18 protein-coding genes and 1 tRNA gene are annotated in these 16,491 nt (G+C 60.6%); 6 read left to right on the plus strand and 13 right to left on the minus strand.

Annotation, left to right across the window (positions count from 1 at the left end; all coding sequences use genetic code 11):
* Window positions 1-11 precede the first annotated feature (11 nt).
* The 5 genes from IB248_RS14820 to IB248_RS14840 form a co-directional block, all read right to left on the minus strand.
* Complete coding sequence (locus IB248_RS14820; protein ID WP_192241134.1) at window positions 12-773, minus strand: electron transfer flavoprotein subunit beta/FixA family protein; 762 nt, start codon at window positions 771-773, stop codon at window positions 12-14.
* Between the two features lie 171 nt (window positions 774-944).
* Window positions 945-1,733 carry a rhomboid family intramembrane serine protease gene (locus IB248_RS14825; RefSeq protein WP_062373575.1) on the minus strand — a complete coding sequence of 263 codons (789 nt, stop codon included), beginning with the start codon at window positions 1,731-1,733 and terminating at the stop codon, window positions 945-947.
* 42 nt (window positions 1,734-1,775) lie between these two features.
* Window positions 1,776-2,354 carry a cob(I)yrinic acid a,c-diamide adenosyltransferase gene (locus IB248_RS14830; RefSeq protein WP_018857809.1) on the minus strand — a complete coding sequence of 193 codons (579 nt, stop codon included), beginning with the start codon at window positions 2,352-2,354 and terminating at the stop codon, window positions 1,776-1,778.
* Between the two features lie 25 nt (window positions 2,355-2,379).
* The gene (locus IB248_RS14835; RefSeq protein ID WP_018857810.1) at window positions 2,380-2,583 is read right to left on the minus strand and encodes a twin transmembrane helix small protein; all 204 of its coding nucleotides are present in this window, start codon (window positions 2,581-2,583) and stop codon (window positions 2,380-2,382) included.
* A gap of 20 nt (window positions 2,584-2,603) precedes the next feature.
* Entirely contained in the window at window positions 2,604-3,437 is an 834-nt protein-coding gene (locus IB248_RS14840; RefSeq protein WP_018857811.1) for an SDR family oxidoreductase, read from the minus strand.
* Window positions 3,438-3,514: 77 nt separating this feature from the next.
* On the opposite strand from IB248_RS14840, the gene IB248_RS14845 reads away from it, so the two are divergent.
* Window positions 3,515-4,429: a YihY/virulence factor BrkB family protein gene (locus IB248_RS14845; RefSeq protein ID WP_018857812.1), complete on the plus strand. Its 915-nt coding sequence runs from the start codon at window positions 3,515-3,517 to the stop codon at window positions 4,427-4,429.
* Here IB248_RS14845 and gluQRS read toward each other — a convergent pair.
* Complete coding sequence (gluQRS, locus tag IB248_RS14850; RefSeq protein ID WP_018857813.1) at window positions 4,394-5,275, minus strand: tRNA glutamyl-Q(34) synthetase GluQRS; 882 nt, start codon at window positions 5,273-5,275, stop codon at window positions 4,394-4,396. The genes IB248_RS14845 and gluQRS overlap by 36 nt on opposite strands.
* Between gluQRS and IB248_RS14855 the strand changes: the two genes are divergently transcribed.
* Together IB248_RS14855 and IB248_RS14860 are read left to right on the plus strand one after the other, a co-directional pair.
* Window positions 5,274-5,960 carry a DNA-3-methyladenine glycosylase gene (locus IB248_RS14855; protein WP_113472148.1) on the plus strand — a complete coding sequence of 229 codons (687 nt, stop codon included), beginning with the start codon at window positions 5,274-5,276 and terminating at the stop codon, window positions 5,958-5,960. The genes gluQRS and IB248_RS14855 overlap by 2 nt on opposite strands.
* A gap of 111 nt (window positions 5,961-6,071) precedes the next feature.
* A complete protein-coding gene (locus IB248_RS14860; RefSeq protein WP_007790722.1) occupies window positions 6,072-6,629 on the plus strand; it encodes an HNH endonuclease in 558 nt (185 codons plus the stop codon).
* A 21-nt stretch (window positions 6,630-6,650) separates the two neighbouring features.
* On the opposite strand, the gene IB248_RS14865 is transcribed toward IB248_RS14860, so the two are convergent.
* The 3 genes from IB248_RS14865 to IB248_RS14875 form a co-directional block, all read right to left on the minus strand.
* Complete coding sequence (locus tag IB248_RS14865) at window positions 6,651-7,163, minus strand: disulfide bond formation protein B (protein WP_018857815.1); 513 nt, start codon at window positions 7,161-7,163, stop codon at window positions 6,651-6,653.
* A gap of 22 nt (window positions 7,164-7,185) precedes the next feature.
* The gene (locus tag IB248_RS14870) at window positions 7,186-7,782 is read right to left on the minus strand and encodes a YqaA family protein (protein WP_018857816.1); all 597 of its coding nucleotides are present in this window, start codon (window positions 7,780-7,782) and stop codon (window positions 7,186-7,188) included.
* Between the two features lie 121 nt (window positions 7,783-7,903).
* Window positions 7,904-9,655: a cation:proton antiporter gene (locus IB248_RS14875; protein WP_169681341.1), complete on the minus strand. Its 1,752-nt coding sequence runs from the start codon at window positions 9,653-9,655 to the stop codon at window positions 7,904-7,906.
* 278 nt (window positions 9,656-9,933) lie between these two features.
* Here IB248_RS14875 and IB248_RS14880 point away from each other — a divergent pair, with 278 nt between their 5' ends.
* Window positions 9,934-11,064 carry a glycosyltransferase family 39 protein gene (locus IB248_RS14880; protein ID WP_246779247.1) on the plus strand — a complete coding sequence of 377 codons (1,131 nt, stop codon included), beginning with the start codon at window positions 9,934-9,936 and terminating at the stop codon, window positions 11,062-11,064.
* Between the two features lie 360 nt (window positions 11,065-11,424).
* Entirely contained in the window at window positions 11,425-12,276 is an 852-nt protein-coding gene (locus IB248_RS14885; protein WP_192241135.1) for a Hint domain-containing protein, read from the plus strand.
* A gap of 76 nt (window positions 12,277-12,352) precedes the next feature.
* Here IB248_RS14885 and IB248_RS14890 read toward each other — a convergent pair.
* Together IB248_RS14890 and IB248_RS14895 are read right to left on the minus strand one after the other, a co-directional pair.
* Window positions 12,353-12,437: transfer RNA gene (locus IB248_RS14890), tRNA-Leu, on the minus strand.
* Window positions 12,438-12,557: 120 nt separating this feature from the next.
* On the minus strand, window positions 12,558-13,856 hold the full coding sequence (locus IB248_RS14895; protein WP_192241136.1) for an MFS transporter: 1,299 nt from the start codon (window positions 13,854-13,856) through the stop codon (window positions 12,558-12,560).
* A 124-nt stretch (window positions 13,857-13,980) separates the two neighbouring features.
* Here IB248_RS14895 and IB248_RS14900 point away from each other — a divergent pair, with 124 nt between their 5' ends.
* Window positions 13,981-14,565, plus strand: coding sequence for a TetR/AcrR family transcriptional regulator (locus tag IB248_RS14900; protein WP_192241137.1), 585 nt, complete (start codon window positions 13,981-13,983; stop codon window positions 14,563-14,565).
* Here IB248_RS14900 and IB248_RS14905 read toward each other — a convergent pair.
* Both IB248_RS14905 and IB248_RS14910 read right to left on the minus strand, forming a co-directional pair.
* Window positions 14,562-15,356, minus strand: a complete 795-nt coding sequence (locus IB248_RS14905; RefSeq protein WP_192241138.1) for a class I SAM-dependent methyltransferase — start codon at window positions 15,354-15,356, stop codon at window positions 14,562-14,564. The genes IB248_RS14900 and IB248_RS14905 overlap by 4 nt on opposite strands.
* 75 nt (window positions 15,357-15,431) lie before the next feature.
* Window positions 15,432-16,412 (minus strand): aldo/keto reductase, encoded by a 981-nt coding sequence (locus IB248_RS14910; protein WP_192241139.1) that lies wholly within the window; start codon window positions 16,410-16,412, stop codon window positions 15,432-15,434.
* Window positions 16,413-16,491 lie beyond the last annotated feature (79 nt).

Below are 16,491 nucleotides of genomic sequence, written 5' to 3' on the forward strand. Positions count from 1 at the left end.
TTCTCGAACCTTTAAAGCACGCCGGCTTCGACTTTAAGCTTCTCGACCAGCTCGGCGACCGACTTGACCTTGACGCCTGCCTTGCGGCCGGACGGCTCCTCGGTCTTCAATACCTTCAGACGCGGCGCGGTGGAGACGCCGAAGTCGGCCGGCGTCTTCTTGTCGAGCGGCTTCTTCTTCGCCTTCATGATGTTCGGCAGCGAGGCGTAGCGCGGCTCGTTCAAGCGCAGATCTGATGTGACGACGGCCGGCAGCTTGACCTCGATCGTCTGCAGGCCGCCATCGACCTCGCGGGTCACCTGGGCCTTGCCCCCAGGGCCAGCAACTTCGATCTCGATCTTCGAGGCGAAGGTCGCCTGCGCCGCGCCGAGCAGCGCCGCCAGCATCTGGCCGGTCTGGTTGCTGTCGTCATCGATCGCCTGCTTGCCTGTGATGATCAGGCCCGGCTGTTCGGCGTCGACGACGCCCTTGAGGATCTTGGCCACAGTGAGCGGCTCGACGGCATCGTCGGTCTCCACCAGGATGGCGCGGTCGGCACCCATGGCAAGTGCTGTGCGCAGCGTCTCTTCGGCCTTGGCCGGGCCGATCGAGACGACGATCACCTCCTCGGCCTTGCCGGCTTCCTTCAGCCGCAGCGCTTCCTCGACCGAGATCTCGTCGAACGGGTTCATCGACATCTTCACATTCGCGAGTTCGACGCCTGTGCCATCCGGCTTCACGCGGATCTTCACGTTGTAATCAACCACCCGCTTCACGGGGACGAGAATTTTCATGGGGTCCTTCCTTCAACTCTTTCGCCAAGAAAATGCGCGTTTCGGCGCTGCTCCGATTGTCGAATGGCGACATGGATACGCGTTTTTCCTCCAAACACAACGCTTCCATGGCGCAGATAGGCAAATTGATCCCGTGGATATATTACGCTTACGTTCACGTCAATATTGGAGTTATTGCTTGTCCCAAGGCAGGCGCGGGCGCAGCTGTTGGCCGGGCGTCACGACCATCGTCGGGTTGGCGGCTGGCCGGTTTTTGACAGCCCTGGGCGTGACGACCTCCCGATCGAATAACGGGACGCCGCGGCGACGCATCAGAAGGACCAACAGGCCGCCGGCGACGATGCCGCCGACATGGGCGCCCCAGGAGATGCTGCCGTCGGGTTCCAAGACCAGCATCACGAATTGCTGGCCGATCCAGAGAAGGAGCGGCACGAAGGCCGGCAAGGGCAGCGGGACGCGCATCAGCACCAGCACCCAGACCTTCACGCGGGGATGCAAGACGACGTAGGCGGTGACCACGCCTGAGATCGCGCCCGAGGCGCCCACGAGCGGCGCTTCCGATGTCGGCCCCACAAGGCCATGGACGAGAGCGCCGGCGGCCGCGCAGAGCAGATAAAAAATAAGAAAGCGGAAGTGCCCCATCGCATCTTCGACATTGTCGCCAAAGACCCACAGGAAAACCATGTTCGGCGCAAGGTGCCAGAAGCCGGAATGCACGAAGGAATAGGTGATGTAGGTTAGCGGTTCCGGGATAAGGGCCAGCGCCGGCGCCAGCCTGGCGTGGTTAAACGCAACCGCGGGAATGTAGCCCAGGCCGACAATCGTTGCCTGCGACGCGGACTCGTTGGCGACCACCCCGGTGAATAGCCAAACCGCGAAATCCACCGCGATCAGCGCCATCGTCACCCATTGGACCTTGATATGCTTCAGCGTATTGGCATCGTGCAGCGGTATGAACATGAAGCCTGCCCCGGCGTTCGCGCCACATAGTCGGGAAGGAGCCTACCTGTTTTTTCCCGGAACCCAAAGCACATCCGCATGGCCGCGGTCATTGGCGTGGCGGGCCGCGACAAACAGGAAGTCCGAAACGCGGTTGACGTATTTCAACGCGGCATCGCTGACGACCTCGCCATCCGTGCGGGCAAGCTCGACCATCAGCCGCTCGGCGCGGCGCGCGATCGTGCGGGCGAGGTGAAGATGAGCGGCAGCCGAGTGACCGCCCGGCAGCACGAAAGATCTCAAAGGTTGCAGGTCAGCGTTCAATTCGTCGATGTCGTTCTCGATCCGCGAGACCTGGCTTTCAACGATACGCAGCGGCTCGTGTGCGGGCGGTTTGCCATCGTCCGGCGTTGCAAGATCGGCGCCGAGATCGAAGAGATCGTTCTGGATCAGTGTCAGCATTCGGTCCAGGACCGGCATGCCCTGCATGTGAAGCCGCGCGACGCCGATCGCGGAGTTGGCTTCATCGATGGTGCCGTAGGCTTCGACACGCAGATCGTATTTCAGCCGACGCGGCCCGGAAACCAGGGCCGTCGTGCCGTCGTCGCCGGTCTTCGTGTAGATCTTGTTGAGCCTTACCATGTCTACCCCCTTCTTTTTCTCCGCCTTAGCTAGGGCGGCCGCCGCCGGTCAGCCAGAGTGTCAGCATGATGAGGAGCACTGCGATCGCCTGCAGGAGCACGCGCAGCTGCATCAGCTTGTTGGAAAGGTTCGGATTGCCGCCCTTCATCATGTTGAAAAGACCGCGAATCAGTACGATGGCGACAATGCCCATGACAATAATCGCGAGAATATAGGTGACCGTGGACATGCTGGCTTTGGCTTTCCTGATTAGTCCACCCAGCGCATCAGGCGATAGAAAAGGTCTGCAGGCAGCAGCCTTTTCAACACCATGCCCTGCTTTGCCGGCGTGGTTACGGGGTAATGTGGTTTCGGATTGTTCGAGTTCAATGCGTGCTTCAGTACGGTATAAACGGCTTCCGGACCAAGCTTATGTCGATTGGGGCGCCCCGAGCCGTCAAGACGCGCAAGCTGGCGGCGGTAATCTGCCGCATGGACCGAGTTCCTGACGTCTATGTGCTCGTGGATTTTTACGAGCGCATTTGCCGTAAAGCGAGACGCAATCGGGCCCGGCTCGATCAGGCTCACGTGAATGCCACTACCCTGCAGTTCCATGCGAAGACTGATGCTGAGGCCTTCGAGAGCGAATTTGGAGGCGGTATAGGCGCCGCGGAAGCGGTACGGCACGACACCGAGAATCGACGAGCACTGGACGATCCGCCCCTGATCACGCTTGCGCATTAGCGGCACGACCTGACGTGTCAACTCGTGCCAGCCGAAGACGTTCGTTTCGAATTGGGCGCGCAGAGCCTCGGTCGGCAGGTCCTCGACGGCGCCGGGCTGCCCGTAGGCGCCGTTGTTGAACAGCGCGTCGATGCGTCCGCCCGTCAGCTCGCTGACGTCGCGCACGAGATCCGAGATCGTATCGGGCCGCGTATAGTCCATGCGGAGGGCCTCGATGCCGTCGGCTTGGAGGGCGGCCAGATCATCGAACTTGCGCACGGTGGCGAAGACCCGCCAGCCATCGGCCTTCAGCGCGCGGGCGCAGTACGCGCCGATCCCGGAAGAGCATCCGGTCACGATGATGGTGCGCTGATCCGACATGGAATGATTCCTGTACAAAATAGGAGTGGTTTCCCATATTCGAACGGGCGACACAACGATCAAAGCCGGGAGACGGAATGCCGAAGATAATGCGCATCTTCTATGATGTGGTCTACGACGCTATCTGCCACCTTATAGAGGATGACGGCTTCGCGATGGCGAGCCATGTCGCGTTGTCGACGCTTCTCGCCGTTTTTCCATTTCTAATCTTTGGGACGACACTGGCGACCTTCCTGGGCGCTGACCAGTTCTCGGACAGGGCGATACATCTCATCTTCGACACCTGGCCCGAGGCGATCGCCAAGCCGCTTGTCGATCAGGTAATCCAGGTTCTGACGATACCGCGCGGCGGCCTGCTGACCGTGTCCGTGCTGGCGGCGGCCTACTTCGCTTCGAACGGAGTCGAGGCGCTGCGCATCTCGCTCAATCGCGCTTATCGTGTCCAGGAAACGCGGCCGTGGTATCTCACCCGCCTGGCAAGCCTTGGTTTTGTCATGATCGCCGTGGTCATTTTCGCCGCCGTCAGCGTCCTGCTGGTGGCGGTGCCGATTGCCCTGAACTACGCGCGCTATTGGTTTCCGCTGTTTGCCGACACGCTCGAGGTTGTTTTCAGCTGGCGCGTCTACGGCACGCTGTTCATGCTGACTATCGGCCTTTTCGTCGTTCACCTATGGCTGCCGGCGGGCCGGCGCCGGGTATTCGACGTGGCGCCAGGCGTGTTGGTAACGCTGCTGCTCTGGCTGGTGGGAGCCCTGATCTTCGCGTACTACCTCGCGACGTTCGCCAATTATACGGCGACCTATGCCGGCCTGGCATCGGTGATGATCGTGCTGATCTTTCTTTATATGGTCGGCGTCATCTTCATTGTCGGCGCCGAGATCAATGCCGCCCTCCTGAAGTTCCGCGTGCGTGCGATCTTCAAGAACAATTTCCTGGGCAGAGGTCAGGCCAAGGCGTCAAAGCCCGACAAGGTGACGGATATCGGCCGGTGACAGGCCGCGGTCGCGAAGTTCGGAAAGCCCCGTGTCGCTTCGGCTCTTCGAAAGCTTGCGTCCGTCCTCATCGGTGATCAGGCGATGGTGATGGTAGACAGGCGCCGGCAGGCCGAGCAGCGTCTGCAGCAATCTATGCACCGAGGTTGAGTGAAAGAGATCGAGCCCACGGACCACATGGGTGATCCCCTGCAGCGCGTCATCGAGGACGACCGAGACATGGTAGCTCGACGGCGCATCCGACCGCGACAGGACAACGTCTCCCCACGCGCCTGGATTTGCGGCGATGGTGCCACGGTCGCCGTATCCTGTTTCCTCCCAGAAAAGAGCCTCGCCGGCAGCCTCCAAAGCCTTGCTCATGTCGAGCCGCCAGGCGTGTTTCACGCCTGATGCGAGAAGCTGCCGTCGGTCGAAATCGGCGCGTTGACGATCGTCGGGGGGATAGAGCGGCGAGCCGTCGGGGTCTCGCGGCCAGGGGGTGCCATTGGCTTCGGCGGCGGCAACGCGCGTCTTGATCTCTCCCCGCGTCATGAAGGCGGGATAGGCGAGGCCGAGGTCGACCAGCCGGTCAAGCGCCGACTGGTATTCGGCGAAATGCTCCGACTGCCGCCGCACGGGTCGTTCCCAGTCTATGGCGAGCCATTCGAGGTCGGCGTAAATGCCGGCCTCGAATTCGGGTGTGCAGCGGGTCAGGTCGATGTCTTCTATACGCAGCAGAAAGCGTGCGCCTGCGGACGCCGCCATGTCTCTGTTCAGAAAGGCAGAAAGTGCATGGCCAAGATGCAGCGGGCCATTGGGGCTTGGCGCAAAACGAAAGACAGGCTTTTGACGGGGAATCGCGGTCATGCTTTCTTCTGCCACGGATTCGATGGGATCGCGAGGAAGCGTGTTGATCATTCGCAGCGACGATGACGTGAGAGAAGGGCTGGAGAAGCTGCTTCACCTGGATCCGAGACTTGCTGCCATTGCGGCCGAGACTGGCCCGCTTCCTTTGCGGCTGCGCGAACCGGGATTCGAGGGGCTCGCGCACATTATTGTCTCGCAAATGGTGTCGAGAGCCAGCGCCGAAGCGATCTGGAAACGGATGCGGCCGAGCGAAGGCGTGCTGACGGCTGATAATTATGTGCTTCTCCATCCGGAGGCCTGGCGGGAGTTCGGTCTTTCGCGCGCCAAGGCCGAAACGCTGTCGCGCATTGCCGTGGCGGTTGCCTCGGGCCGTCTCGACCTTGCAGCGCTTTCTGCGCTGCCGCCCGACCAGGCGCTGGCCAAGCTTACGGCTCTCAAAGGCGTCGGTCCCTGGACCGCCGAGGTCTATCTGATGTTCTGCGGCGGCCATGCGGACGTTTTTCCGTCCGGCGACGTCGCCCTGCAGAACGCCGTGGCTGCGGCATTCGATCTCGGCGCTCGCCCAGCTGCTCGCGAGCTGGCGTTCATGGCGGGTGGATGGTCACCGTGGCGATCGATCGCGGCGAGGCTATTCTGGGCCTATTACGCCGTCAAGCTCGGTCGCGGTATGCTGCCGGTCGACTGAGTGACCGTGCAGTAAATACAAGGATTGATGCCTGAATTTATTAGACTTCACAATGCCGTCACAACCGGCCTAATATAAGAGGGCAGATGCCGAATCGATCAGGAGAGTCCCTTGACGATTGCAGTCTCCCCCCAGGCCCTGCCAGCGCTCGTCCTGAACGCTGACTACAGGCCCCTGAGTTATTACCCCTTGTCGCTTTGGTCCTGGCAGGACGCGATCAAGGCGGTATTTCTCGACCGTGTGAATATCATTGCAGAATATGAGCATTCGGTATCTTCGCCGAGTTTTTCGATGCGGCTTCCGAGCGTCGTCTGCCTCAAGACCTATGTCCAGCCTTCCCGCAACCCGGCCTTTACGCGCTTCAACGTGTTCCTGCGCGACAAGTTCGAATGCCAGTATTGCGGCGAGCACGATGACCTGACCTTCGACCACGTCATCCCGCGTGCCCATGGCGGCGAAACGACATGGCAAAATGTCGTTGCTGCCTGCTCCCCCTGCAATCTGAGAAAAGGCAGCAAGCTGCCGAAGCAGGCAGGCATGTTCCCGAATCAGAAGCCGTACCAGCCGACGGTGCAAGACCTGCACAATAACGGCAGGCTTTTCCCGCCGAACTACCTGCACGACAGCTGGCTCGACTACCTCTACTGGGATAGCGAACTGCAGCCCTGATCAGTCTCTACTCAGACAGGCTCAGGCCGTCTTACGGACGCCGACGAAGGCGAAAGCCGCCAGGACAAGGCTTGTGATCACGTTCCAGCCTGCGAAGGAGAGGCCGAGGACGCGCAACGCGGCGTCTGTGCAGGAGGGGCCCTTGATGCTGTTCAGCTCGCCCAGCAGGTCGCCGGCATTCTGCGTCATGCTGCCTGCCGTCGTGGAGCAGGTCGCCGGTCCTTCCCAGAACTGCCACTCGACACCGGAGTGATAAACGCCCATGCCGGCGCCGACAATCATAAGCATGCCGGCGGCAAGCAGGAATGCCCGGCCGATCCAGCTCGGAAGGCCGACTGCGGAGGCAACCGCGCCGAGGATCGCGACCGGAATGCCGTAATAGTAGGGCTGGCGCTGCAGCAGGCAGAGCGCGCAGGGGATGTAGCCGCCGATATATTGAAAACCAAGCGCAGTTCCGACGACGACCGCCATGCCTAGTGCGAGCACCAGCGAGTAGCCGACGACCGGGCGAGCAAGGGAAAACGAGGCAGGCATGAACGGACTCCGCGCGAATAGCTCAGTGGGCAAGTAGTTTATAGGCAATCCCGAGGGCGATGGCGACGGCGGCAACAATGCCTGTAACCTGCGCAAGGCGCTTCTCGATGAAGTGGCGGATCGGCTCGCCATAGCGGCGCAGCAGCCAGGCGAGGAAGAAGAAGCGGGCACCGCGTGCGATGATCGCGGAAATAACGAAGAAGCCGAGGTTCATGTGAATGACGCCGGCAAGGATCGTCACGACCTTGATCGGCGGCAGATGCGCCAGGCCGGAGGTGACGAGCAGCAACAGCAGGATTTCCCACTCATCGTGGATATAGAGCCTGAGCTGCTCGAAGGCGCCAAGCTTTCCGTAGAATTCCAGAACCGGGCGAGCGATCGCATCATAGGCATAGTAGCCGAGCGCCCAGCCGGCGATGCCGCCCAGGACGGATGCAACGGTTGCGACCAGCGCGTAGCGATAGGCGCGTTCCGGCTTTGCGAGCCCCATCGGCAGGTAGAGAACGTCGGCAGGAACCAGAAAGACAGAACTTTCGACGAAGGCTATAACGGCGAGCCAGACTTCGGCCGATTTCCGGCCCGCGAGTGACATGGTCCAGTCGTAGAGTCTGCGGAGCATTCCGATCCTTTCGCTTCGAGCGCATGAGCTTTATGGGGCGTCTGCGCCGCTGTAAATGCTTGCTGTGTCGTTCGTAGGGTGACGTGCCAAAAATCTTCGTGATCAAACGGCGGCGATGAGCTCAGGAGTCGACGCTGGAGGGCTGATCTGTCTTCTGCCGCATGACGTTCATTTCGGTTCGTTCGCGCGCCATTTCGCTGACGGCCTGACGCAGAACGGGATGCTTTGCCGTGAACATGTTGAAATCACGTCTTTCGAGCACAAAGAACTGGCAGAAATCCACGGCAACGACGTCCGCGGTGCGTCGTCCGCCGCTGAGCAGCGCCATCTCGCCGAAGAACGCGCCCGGCTCCAGCCGGATCGGCTCGCCCGGTAGCTGTACTTCCACTGCGCCCGATGACAGGAAATACATGCCATCGCCTCGGTCGCCCTTGCGCACCACGCGTTCGCCCGGCAAGGCCGATTTCGGCCGAAAGAGGAGCAGCAACTCCTCCTGCGAATCTTCATCGACCTTGGCAAACAGCGGGAAGGTTTCGATAAGTTCTTCCATCTCGAGCTGATGCTTGTGCTCGCGGGCCTCGTTGATCGCTCGGATTTTTTCAAGCTCGCGGCCGAGTGCCTCGTGCCGGCGGCGACCGAAGCGATTGCTGAGCACCGGCCATCTGGTGTGCACATGGGTATGCAGCGCTTCGGCACCCAAGCAGACGAGCGGATTGAGCGTGATCGAAATGATGGCGGATGCGAGGATGATGTCCTGCCCGTCACTTGGCAGCAGCCCGAGAGAAACGCCGAGGCTGGCGAGAATGAACGAGAATTCGCCGATCTGCGCCAGTCCGCCTGACACGGTCAGTGCCATGCCGATCGGATAGCGAAGCATGACGACGATGAGGAAGGAGACGATGGTCTTGCCGACGACAATCAACGCCAGCGCGCTGATGACAGCCATCGGCTGCCGCACCAGGATCGACGGATCGAACAGCATGCCGACCGAGACGAAGAACAGCACCGAAAAGGCGTTCTGAAGCGGCAGCGAATCGGCTGCGGCCCGATGGCTGAGGTTGGACTCGCTCATCACCACGCCTGCGAAGAAGGCGCCGAGCGCAAACGAAACGCCGAAGACTTTCGCCGAGCCGAACGCGATGCCAAGCGCTATTGCGAGGACCGTCAGGGTGAAAAGTTCGCGCGAACCGGTTCTCGCCACGAGCGTCAGGAGCCAAGGGACGATCTTCGGCCCTAGAAAGATTGCCATGACCGCAAAGGCACCAACCTTCACCAGCGTCAGCGCTATCGTCAGCGGAAGCGGCAGCCCGGCGTTGTGTGCAAGGCCGCCCGCGGTCGCATGACCACCGAGCAATTCGGCGACGGCAGGCAGAAGCACCAGTGCCAGGACCGTGGCAAGGTCTTCGACGATCAGCCAGCCGACGGCGACGCGGCCGCTGGCGGAGTTGAGCAGGTTCCGCTCCTCCAGGGCTTTCAACAGCACAACCGTACTTGCTACTGACAGGCTGAGTCCAAGGACGATTCCCGCCCCAAGGTTCCAGCCCCACCAGCTGGCGAGCCCGATACCGAGCAGGGTAACGACGACGATCCGCGCGATTGCGCCCGGCACGGCAATCCCGCGCACGGCAAGCAGGTCGGCGGTCGAAAAATGCAAGCCAACGCCGAACATCAACAGGATGACGCCCATCTCCGCCAACTGGCTGGCAAGCTCGGCATTAGCGACGAAGCCGGGCGTCAAAGGGCCCATCACGATGCCTGCAAACAAGTATCCGACAAGCGGCGGCAGACGCACTCGATCGGCGAGATAGCCGAGTATCGCCGCGCAGACGAAACTCACGGCAACTGTTGCAATAAGCGATACTTCCTGATGCACGCGTGCGCTTTCCCTCTTGGCGGGCGCAGTGTGGCCGAAACGCCGAAGAAATTAAACAGTTGATTTGCCGCGTCGGGCCAATTGCTGGGTAGAGCCCGATTGAGGCAGCAATGTTGCAAACGACGAGATGAGAAAGCGTTGCCCTGCGGCAACACCCAGCTTCTGAACGATGCTGGAGAACCCCTGAAATTGCAGGTGAAGCGCTATACTCTCCATTAGAGTAGTTGCATATCTTCGTCCTGAATACTCGTTTAGACCGGGCGCATACGGGGCAGAAGTTGACTGATACTGTTGATAGTTCATACCTTTCCACCCGGCGTGCCACGCGTCTAAGCACACTCCTGCCCGTGCTCCTGCTCGCCACATACTTTAGCGCCAGCTTCGTTCTTCGACTCTTGCGTGGCGGCGATCTGGCGTCCGACGAGGCAGAGCAGATCAGGCTCTCGCATGCCTTGCAACTGGGCTACGGCGACCAGCCGCCGCTCTACGACTGGCTATTCTACTATTTCGCCAAGATCTTCGGCGCCTCTGTCGACACGCTGGCTTTCGTAAAGAACGGGACGCTGCTGCTGAGTTGCATCTTTCTCTGTCTCGCGGCCCGCAAGGTGATGGGCAAGCGCGAAACTGCATGGATCGCCCCCATCGGCTTCCTGAGCCTGCCTGTGGTCTTTCTGCTCTCGCAGCGGGATCTAACTCACAGCGTCGGCGCCTTCGCTGTCGTCGCGTTCTTTCTCTACGTACTGGCATTGATGGCGGAACGACCGTCGACCGGCAATTATGCACTTCTCGGCGCAGCAGCCGGGTTGGGATTCCTTGCCAAGTACAACTTTGCGATCGTCCCGGTCGCGACGGTTGCAGCGCTCCTTCTCGAACCTGGCCTGCGGCGATTGGTCTTCAACTGGCGGCTGGCGGTGACCATCGCGGTTGGTCTCATCGTCGCGGCCCCGCATGTTTATTGGATCGTGACCCATCTGGATTTGGCGACCGGCGACACGCTGAAAAATTTGCGGGCAGCCGCTAGCGCCGGGATGCCCGAGCAAGTGGTTGCGGCCTGGGAGCTGTTGGGAGCGATCGTCAAATGTTCGGCGTTGACGCTCGCTATCCTCGCCATTGTCTATCGTGGCCATATCCGGACGATCCTTGGCACCAGCAGCGAATGGACGAGGGTCATCGGCCGGATGCTCGTCATCAGCATGTTTCTGGTCTACGGGATCATGCTCGCCGTCGATGCGACGATCATGCGTCCGAAGTGGATCTCGATCTTCTTCGTGGCGTTCCCGCTTTATCTGGCATTCAAGGTCGAGGCCTCAGGTGTCCAGGTCCCCGGCGCAATCGGGAAGCTTGTCGCGCTTGTGGGGGCGGTGATCTTTATCTCCTTGGGCGTCGTTTTCGTTGGGAGCTTCCACTAAAGCATGTCATGCGATGCCGCTCGTCTTGCCGAGACGCGGGCGGAGCGGATCGAGCGCTGATCTTGCGTGGCATCTGCCAGTGGCTGCCGCATGCCGGGGTGTGGCAAGCGCGCGAAATTATGACCCTTCGAAATTATCAGACATAGCAATAGCTTACGGGATCGTTATGTCCTTCTCCGCGATGTCTGTCGCGGGCCCGAATTCATCGGCTAAAGCGCGCCTCACAGCCCCTACATTGGACGAGAGGCTCCAGTCCCTGGACGAGCACGTTTCGTACTAAGCCTTTCTACCGACTTAGCGAGAAAAGGTGGAAGGCGTATTATCGATTGTCCAACGCTGTTCGTAGCAAGGAGCGTCAGGATGCCTTATTTCCAAGATCCGAATCTGCCACGCAATACCGCGCGCCGACGGTTTCTGGGAGTGGCGGCCGCTGCCGGCGCTCGCGTTGCAAGCGTGGCAGCCCTTGCAATGGCAGCGTCGTCTTTGCCGGTGAGAGCCGAGGGCCTGCATTTGGGATGGGGTAACGGGAACGGGAACTCCGGCGGGAATGGCAAGTCGGGGGGTGCACAGTGCTTTCTGCGTGGGACGTCAATCCTTACGGATTGCGGCGAAAAGCGTGTCGAGGACCTGCAGACGGGGGATCGCGTTGTTCTTCTGGAAGGAGAAACCAGCCCTATCAAGTGGGTCGGTCGGCAGGTATTTACGAAGCGAGGCGCGTGCTGGCAGGAAGGCGTCGTACCGATTCGAGTGGCACGTGATGCACTGGGCGATGGCACGCCACATTCCGATCTCTACCTGTCACCCGGCCATGCTCTGTTCCTGAATGGCGTACTTATCCGGGTGAAGGATCTCGTAAACGGCACAACAATCGCGCCGATCGCACCGCGCGACGATATGACGATTGAGTATTACGCCGTCCTGCTCGCGACACACCAAGTAATCCTTGCTGAAGGCGCTGCGGCAGAAACCTTCCACCCCTCTGACAGCAATCGCGATAATTTCGGAAATTTCGCGGAATACGAACGCCTGTATGCTGGTGAGCTACGCGAGCCGATGACACCCTATGCGACGGTTCTGGGCGAGGAAGGCGGATGGCAACATCTGAAAGCCCTTCTTCTCCTCGGCGCCTCGCCTCTGGTGCCAATGCGTGATCCGTTCGAGGATGCCTGCGGGAAGATCAATGCGCAAGCCAAAGGGCTGTCCGCCTTGTGAGACTGATTTCGAGGTTTTGCGTGCTTGAGACAAAACACCAAAAATATGAAGTCAAATCACTGGCGTATTGTCGGGATGGTGCCCCATGCCGGGGTCGAACCAGCACTTCTTTCGAAACTCGATTTTGAGTCGAGCGCGTCTACCAATTCCGCCAATGGGGCAACGGATACCGACGAGGCGGCTGTCTAGCATGCGTTCGCCCGCGCGCGCAAGACGGCGGGCGAAGTTCTCGGCTTGATTTGTTGGAGTTTCCGGCTCGCGACGTTCGGCCGGAAACGGTATCAATGCGCGACGGCGGCGGCGGGTTGATGGAGGGCGGACTTCTTCAGCGTGATCGCGAGGACGGAAGCGAGAAGGCAGAAGGCGCCGGCAATGAAGAAGGCGGGCAGATAGCTCTGCAGTTCAGTGCGCGACCAGCCGGCGCCGTAGGCGGCGGTCGCTGCTCCCAGCTGATGGCCTGTGAAAACCCAGCCGAAGACGAGGCCCGCCTTTTCGCGACCGAAACGGTCGGCGGCGAGCTTGACGGTCGGCGGCACGGTGGCGATCCAGTCGAGGCCATAGAAGATCGCGAAGATCGACAGTCCGTAGAAGCTGAAATTGCTGAAGGGCAGGAACAGCAGCGACAGGCCACGCAGACCGTAATACCAGAAGAGCAGCCAGCGATTGTCGAAGCGGTCCGACAGCCAGCCGGAGCCGATCGTGCCGAAGAAATCGAAAATGCCCATCACGGCAAGAACGCTGGCGGCAGCCACCGGCATGATACCGAAGTCACCGCAGAGCGTGACGAAATGCGTCTGGATCAGGCCGTTGGTGCTGAGACCGCAGATGAAGAAGGTGGCGAACAGGATCCAGAAGGTCGAGGTACCGGAGATTTCCTTGAGAACCGTGACCGGCGTTGCCAGCATCGCCAGCAGCCCGGATTCGGTTGGCGGCGGTGGCGTGATATGTGCCTCGCCGAAGGCGGGCAGGTTGAGGTCGGAAGGGCGGTCGCGCATGAAGGCCAGTACGATGAGTGCGGCGAACATGATCATGCCGCAGACCAGAAAGACTGTTGCGCGCCAACCGTAGCGTTCCGTCAACTCCGCCATCAGTGGCAGGAAGACCAGCTGTCCCGTCGCAGAACTCGCCGACAGCATGCCTACCACGAGGCCGCGATGCTTGGTGAACCAGCGGGCGGATACGGTTGCGGCGAGCACCATTGCGGTCAGCCCGGTGCCGAAGCCGACGACGATTCCCCAGAGCAGGAGCAACTGCCAGAGTTCGCTCATGAAGAGCGAGCCGACGAAGCCGCCGCCGATCAGGACCATGGCGAAGACGATAACCTTGCGGATGCCGAAATAGTTCATGAAAGCGGCCGAGAACGGTCCCATAAGCCCGAACAGAATCAGCCGGACGGCGAGCGCGGAAGATATCTGCGAAGTTTCCCAACCGAACTCGTCCTGGAGCGGCTTGATGAGGACGCCGGGGGCGCCCATTGCGCCAGCGGTCACCAGCATGGTCAGGAAGGTTGCTGCAACGACCACCCATCCATAGTGGATGTTGCGTCGCGCCAGAGATGAAGCAAGTGCAGTCGATACCATGTGGCCGTTCCGTTTTGAGGTTGCCGGAGACTATCGGAAGCTTTTAGATGATGGTCATCATAATTGTTGCGTATTGATGATGGACGTCATATAAATTGTCAAGCTGCCAATTGCGGAGAACCGAATGCGGGTCAGCCGAGAAAAATTTGCCGAGAATCGCGAGAAGATCCTGACGGTTGCCGGGGTGCTGTTTCGCGAAAAGGGTTTCGACGGCATAGGCGTCGCCGAGATCATGAAGGCTGCCGGGATGACGCATGGCGGGTTCTACGGCCATTTCGAATCCAAGGAAGAGCTGGCGCTGGAAGTGAGCCGCGCATTGATCGAGAAGGTGAAGATTCGCTGGAACGAGATCATCGCGTCGGCGCCGGAGCGGCCGTTCGATGCGCTGCTCAATCACTATCTGTCGCGCTGCAGCGTCGACGACCCAGGCGGCAGCTGCGTTTTCGCTTCGCTTGCCCAGGAAGTCAGTCGCAGTCACGGTGCGATGCGCGAGACATTCAACGATGGGCTTTCGATGCTCGTTGATATTCTGTCCGAGATTGTGTCCGGTAAAACGCCAGACGAACGGCGCGAGAAGGGCTTTACGACACTTGCAGCGATGATGGGTGCGGTGATCCTGGCGCGAGCCGTCGAGAGCCGTGAACTCTCCGACAGCTTTCTCTATGCGACTCGCGATGCACTTTCCCTTGAGAACAGGACCGAGGGCTAGCCGCGGCGTGCGATCAGGCCGCCGATCTCCACCACCTCCAGGAAGCTGCCCTCGGGCGAAAGCTTGAGGAGGGTGGCGCGAAGCTCGGCCTCGAAGGCTGCCGTCTTTGCGCCAAGCGCCTGTGGCGATGTCACCGAGGTCGAGAAGGCGCGGCCAACGATATCGTCGAGGCAGAGCTTGCGCTCCCTCACAACGGAGATCCGCTCCAGATCACCGAAGGGCGAGCGAAGGAGGATGCTTTCATGCTCAATCCAATCCGGGCTTTTCCGCCGTTCGCGATTGGCATTGCGCTCCGGTGCGAAGCTCTCGGCGATCTCGTTGACGGCCTGCCGCCAGTCGGGCGTCGAGGAGATGTGGCGATCGCCGAACAGCACCACGCAACCGTCAGTCACGGTGATTTCATCGAGAGCCTTCAGCGTCTCCAGGCGGTCCATCCAGTGAAACGAACGCCCCATGACCGTCATGTTGAGCGGCGCAAAGCGCGGGCCGAGATCGTATGAAGAGCCCTTGATGAAGGTGACGTTGACACCGACGGCGGCTGCATCCGTCCGCGCCGCCTCCAGCATTTCCGGTTCCGGATCGAGGCCAGTGACCGTTGCTCCGGCCAGCCGCGCGAAGGCAATGCCGAGCTGACCGGGGCCGCAACCAAGGTCAAGCACACGCTCGCCGGCCACGAGGCCGGCGCGCTTGGCAACCTGCCCGATGAGTTGATCGGGATAGGGAACGCGATAGCGCGTGTAGTAGGCGGCCGTGGATTGAAAGCGGCGCGCTTCGAAGGGGATCGTCGTCATGGCAATATCCTTGAACGGAAGTGGCCGCGGTCGCCGGCTCAACGTCCGCGACCGGCAACACTCCAAACTGTCGCGTTATTTGAAACCTTCGACCCTGTGGGGAACATAGGGTTCCTCGAGCGCGGCGACGTCCTCTGGGGCCAGCTTTACGGACAGTGCGGCGACGGCGTCGGCCAAGTGCTTGGCTTTCGACGCACCGATGATCGGCGCCGTGACGGCGCTTTTCTGCAGGATCCAGGCGGTCGCAATCTGGGCACGGGAGACACCATGTTTTTCGGCCAGCTTTCCGACAACGCCGATGATGGTACGATCGGCGTCTTCCGCCTGCTTGTAGAGCGTCTTGCCGAATTCGTCCGTCTCGCTGCGGGTCGTCTTCTCATCCCAGTCGCGCGTCAGCCGACCGCGGGCGAGCGGGCTCCAGGGAATGACGGCGATCTTCTGATCCTGGCAGAAGGGCAGCATTTCGCGCTCTTCCTCCCGGTAGAGCAGGTTCAGATGATCTTGCATGCTGACGAATGGCGTCCAGCCATTGGCGCGCGAGGTATAGAGCATCTTGGCGAATTGCCAGGCATACATGGAGGAGGCGCCGATATAGCGCGCCTTGCCTGCCTTCACGACATCATGCAGGGCTTCCAGCGTTTCTTCGATCGGCGTCGTATAATCGAACCGGTGGATCTGATAGAGGTCGACATAGTCGGTGCCAAGGCGACGCAGGCTGTTGTCGATCTCGTCGAAGATCGCCTTGCGCGACAGGCCGGCGCCGTTCGGCCCCGGACGCATGCGGTTAAAGACCTTGGTCGCGAGCACGATCTCGTCCCGCTTTGAAAAGTCCTGGATCGCGCGCCCGACGATCTCCTCCGAGGAGCCGTCCGAATAGGTGTTGGCGGTGTCGAGGAAGTTGATGCCGAGATCGAGCGCCTGTCTGATCAATGCCCGGCTGTCTTCTTCGCCGAGTGTCCAACTGTGGTTGCCACGGCCAGGTTCGCCGAAGGTCATGCAACCCAGGCAGATCTTCGACACTTCCAAGCCAGTGCCGCCAAATTTGACGTAATCCATGAAATTGCTCCAAACGAGTCGCTACCCAGCGCCCTTTGATCTAGCGCGGCAAGCTTGAAAGTGTCTGCTCCTCACACAA

The organism is Rhizobium sp. RHZ01 (assembly GCF_014851595.1).
Lineage (GTDB): Bacteria > Pseudomonadota > Alphaproteobacteria > Rhizobiales > Rhizobiaceae > Rhizobium > Rhizobium altiplani.